This is a genomic window from Aeromonas aquatica, from assembly GCF_000764655.1.
GTDB classification, from domain to species: Bacteria; Pseudomonadota; Gammaproteobacteria; order Enterobacterales; family Aeromonadaceae; genus Aeromonas; species Aeromonas aquatica.
In genome coordinates this window covers 1-3,637 of the sequence record NZ_JRGL01000039.1, presented here as the reverse complement: position 1 = coordinate 3,637, position 3,637 = coordinate 1, and the positions used below count along the sequence as shown (strand labels likewise).

At 53.6% G+C, this 3,637-nt stretch carries 4 protein-coding genes; 1 reads left to right on the top strand and 3 read right to left on the bottom strand.

All coding sequences use genetic code 11. The features are described from left to right. The first annotated feature begins 892 nt into the window (after window positions 1-892). Complete coding sequence (locus LG30_RS0107455; RefSeq protein ID WP_033130080.1) at window positions 893-1,417, top strand: acyloxyacyl hydrolase; 525 nt, start codon at window positions 893-895, stop codon at window positions 1,415-1,417. A 99-nt stretch (window positions 1,418-1,516) separates the two neighbouring features. Here LG30_RS0107455 and LG30_RS0107450 read toward each other — a convergent pair whose 3' ends face one another. The 3 genes from LG30_RS0107450 to LG30_RS0107440 all read right to left on the bottom strand — a co-directional run. Beyond that, window positions 1,517-2,158: an energy-coupling factor ABC transporter permease gene (locus LG30_RS0107450; protein ID WP_033130079.1), complete on the bottom strand. Its 642-nt coding sequence runs from the start codon at window positions 2,156-2,158 to the stop codon at window positions 1,517-1,519. Between the two features lie 99 nt (window positions 2,159-2,257). Next, a complete protein-coding gene (gene pflA, locus LG30_RS0107445; RefSeq protein WP_152599100.1) occupies window positions 2,258-3,106 on the bottom strand; it encodes a pyruvate formate lyase 1-activating protein in 849 nt (282 codons plus the stop codon). 75 nt (window positions 3,107-3,181) lie between these two features. Next, the coding region (locus tag LG30_RS0107440; protein ID WP_152599098.1) for an EAL domain-containing protein at window positions 3,182-3,637 on the bottom strand (456 nt) is incomplete at its 5' end.

The following is a 3,637-nucleotide window of genomic DNA, read 5'->3' as shown; positions in this document are numbered from 1 at the left end:
GCGCAGCCACCAATCTGTATAGCTAGCGATATTGCCAGAAACCGGGTCGCGTAGTTCATGTGTCAATATTTTCCATAGAGTCAAAACTCGATATGTGATCAAGTCGTTGATCAAATGTATCGTGATTGGTTGTTGAGTTATTCGGTATTATATGTAAATGCGGGAGCTGCTTAAGTGGAGACTTGTATATCGAGGAAAAAGAGCAAAGCTACCGCACGGAAGTAACATGGCCCCGGTCTAAAAAGTAACAATTTGTGGTTGTAAACAGAAATATAAAACAAGGCAACTAAATTGCAGTTCTGTTCAATTCTCGTTCAGCTTTTCCGAAAACACGCTATTCATGTAGGGAATTAGCCTGTATATAATGCTTCATTTTGCGGCGAACGTCATGCTTAATTTATTTCGCGCGAATAGTACTGATGGGTGTTGTTTGAGTCAACTCTCATTTGGGATAATACGTATGAGTCACTCAAGAATGTTGACTGAATCAGTGTAATCCATTGTTATAAATGGTAAATTTACAAATGATAGAGTTGTTCATACAGTTCGGCTGAGTATTGGCAATGAGATGGTGATTAATTAAGAAATACCTTACATAAGATACCATCATCAATATTATTTTATTTTGTGATCTCTGTTTATTGTGCTTATCAATTTTCTATGATTTCGGTGAGGCGAGTATGTCATCGAGGTTACATAATGACCACAGGATATACATTGCTTTGAATGTAAAAAAATAGTGCCACAATTGCTAGACCATCTACTCATAATTGTATGTTTTTTTTAGTTTTTAACACTTTATTGACAATGTGCTTTTTTACCGACTATTCCTGAAGTGTGCCTGCCGAATGCATGGCTGGCACCTTAAAATCACAAGGATGTGGGAGTAGAAATGCGCGCTGACATTCTCTTGGTTTCTGGGCTGCTGGCCTCATTGACAGTTGGCACAGATGCAGTGGCAAACGATGACATTGTGGTCTTGCAAGTGGGTACACCAGCTGAAAGCCAGAAGTCCGATGTATTTTTTGTGGATGTAAAATACCACCACATGTTCTGGCAATGGGGAGACTCAGGTTGCCAAGCGGGGTTGGGGGGCCGTGCTGGCATCTTGGATGTCGGACACGAGTCTGGCGCCAGGTTGGGAGCCGGGGCACGTGTAGAGTGTCAGTGGAACCAGTGGGTTGTATGGATGCCTTTTGAAGTGTTGTGGCTCAGCAAGCATGAATTTGGGCAGAAGGGGGATTGCTTCAAGGATTATGGCGGCCCTGTTCAGCTATCAACGGGATTGGGGTTGGGCTATGCCTTCACCAGGAGCTGGTTGATTGGCTACCAGTATGAGCACATGTCCAATGGGCACATGTATGAACCCAACCCGGCACTCGACAGCCACACACTTCATATTGAGTACCGATTCTAGATTTTCACCTGTGAGGATTGGCTGCTGAAGTTAAGGAGCCAATCAAGTTGATGCTGCCTGAAACCAACATATAAATGTCCGCATGGGCGTCTTTCAGGGTTAACGACCCAGATATTCCCTGTCGAAGAAGGTGTTGACCCAGTGGGGGCGGTAGACGGCGAGCAGAGTCATGGCCATGCCGTTGAGCAGTGCCTCGGGGAAGAGCAGCAGCGGCCAGATGGAGAGATAGTCTGCGCTGATCACCTGCCAGCTGTAGCGCTCGTCCAGTCCCATCAGCAGGGCGCTGGCAATCATCTTGAACGAGATGCTCAGCGCCCCGCCGAGGAAGGCTGCCACGAACAGATAGACGAACAGGTGGCGGGGCATCCAGGCCCAGCTAGCCAAGAACAGCAACCAGCTGGTGGCCACCGGCAAGCCGATGCCGATCAGCGCCTGCGCGCCGAAGTCGGCGAGATCGGTGACACCGAAGTAACCGAGGATCAGCAGGGTGAGGCAGGGGGCGAGCAGGGCGAGGCGCCAGCCCAGCAGCAGGGTCAGGCTGGTGAGGCCGAGAAAATGGATCTCCAGCCCCTCGTGCAGACCGGCCCGCAGATACCAGAGCGGCACCAGCGCGATGGCGCTCCCCAGGCAGAGATGCTGATAGAGGGGATTGTCATGCAGGGTGCGCAGCAGGGAGCCACGCAGGCTGGCTGCCAGCAGCACCAGCCATAGCAGGAGGGCGGCAACTTGTCCTTCAGTCATGGCATGTCCTTTTGCACGTTACTGATTGCGGATGAACGAGGGGCCATCGCCGGGATGGCAAAGAAAAAGGGCTGACCCTGTCGGGTCAGCCCTTTTTCTTCAGTATTTGACGTTGGGGTGGTACTTGCCGAGGATCGCCTGGACCCTGTCCATGGTCTCCTTGCTGGGGGGCTTGATCCCGGTGAGATCATAGGTGTCACCCAGTACGTCCCACTTGTGTTTGCCGAGCTCGTGGTAGGGCAGCAGTTCCACCTTCTCGACGCAGTCACCCAGCTCGGCGATGAACTGGCCGAGTCCCTCGGCGCTCTCGTCATCGTCTGACCAGGTGGGCACCACTACGTAACGGATCCACATGGTCTGGCCCCTGGCCGCCAGGTAACGGGCAAATTCCAGGGTGTATTTGTTGCTGACGTGGGTGAGCGGTATGTGCTTCTCATCATTGATCTGCTTGATGTCGAGCAGCACCAGGTCGGTGTTGTCGAGCACCCGATCGAGCAGCTCGTCGTAGTGGCGCACGAAGCCGTTGGTATCGAGACAGGTGTGGATCCCCTGCGCCTTGCAGGCGGCAAACAACTCGGCGATAAAGTCTTGCTGCAGCATGGCTTCCCCGCCGGAGGCGGTGACGCCGCCGCCGGAGGCATTCATGAAGTGGCGGTAGCTGGTGAGATCCTGCATCAGCTCGGGCACGGTGACCTCGCGGCCACCCTGGGTGTCCCAGGTATCCCGGTTATGGCAATACTTGCAGCGCATCAGGCAGCCCTGCATGAACACGATGAAGCGGATGCCGGGGCCATCGACGGTGCCGCAGGTCTCGATGGAATGGATCCGGCCAATGACTTCGGTATTGCTGGCGTCGCTAACGGTGGCGGCAGGGATCCGGTGATTAGCCACTTTCCTGTCGGCAGAGCCGCTGGCTTCGACGGCAGGGATCCGGTTAATGATTGACATAGACGACTCCAATTGTTCTGGCAGGGTGCGAGCGGTCGTTATTTTATTACAAAAAGCCCTATAAATCCTACCTGTTTAGCCCGACCGGGCTTTGCCCAGCAGCACCTCCAGTGCCTTGACCGCGAGTGGACGGCTGGTCAGGAAGCCCTGATAGTGCTGGCATCCCAGCTGTTTGAGGACGTCCAGCTGCTCCTCATCCTCCACCCCTTCGGCGGTCACGGTGAAGCGAAATACCCGGGCGAGATCCAGGATCGCCTTGACGATGGCCCTGTCCTGCTCGCTGTGAACCAGCGTCTGGATGAAACTCCTATCCAGTTTGACCTCATCGGCGGGCAGATCGCGCAAATAAGCGAGGGAGGAATAACCGGTGCCGAAATCGTCGATGGAGATCAGGATGCCGAGCGCCTTGAGCTGGCGGATCTTGGCGATGCTGTCCAGCCGGTTTTCCAGCACCACGGACTCGGTCACCTCCAGCAGCAGGCGGGAGGGAGGCACGCCGGTGTCGCGCAGTATGTACTCCACCTGCTGCAC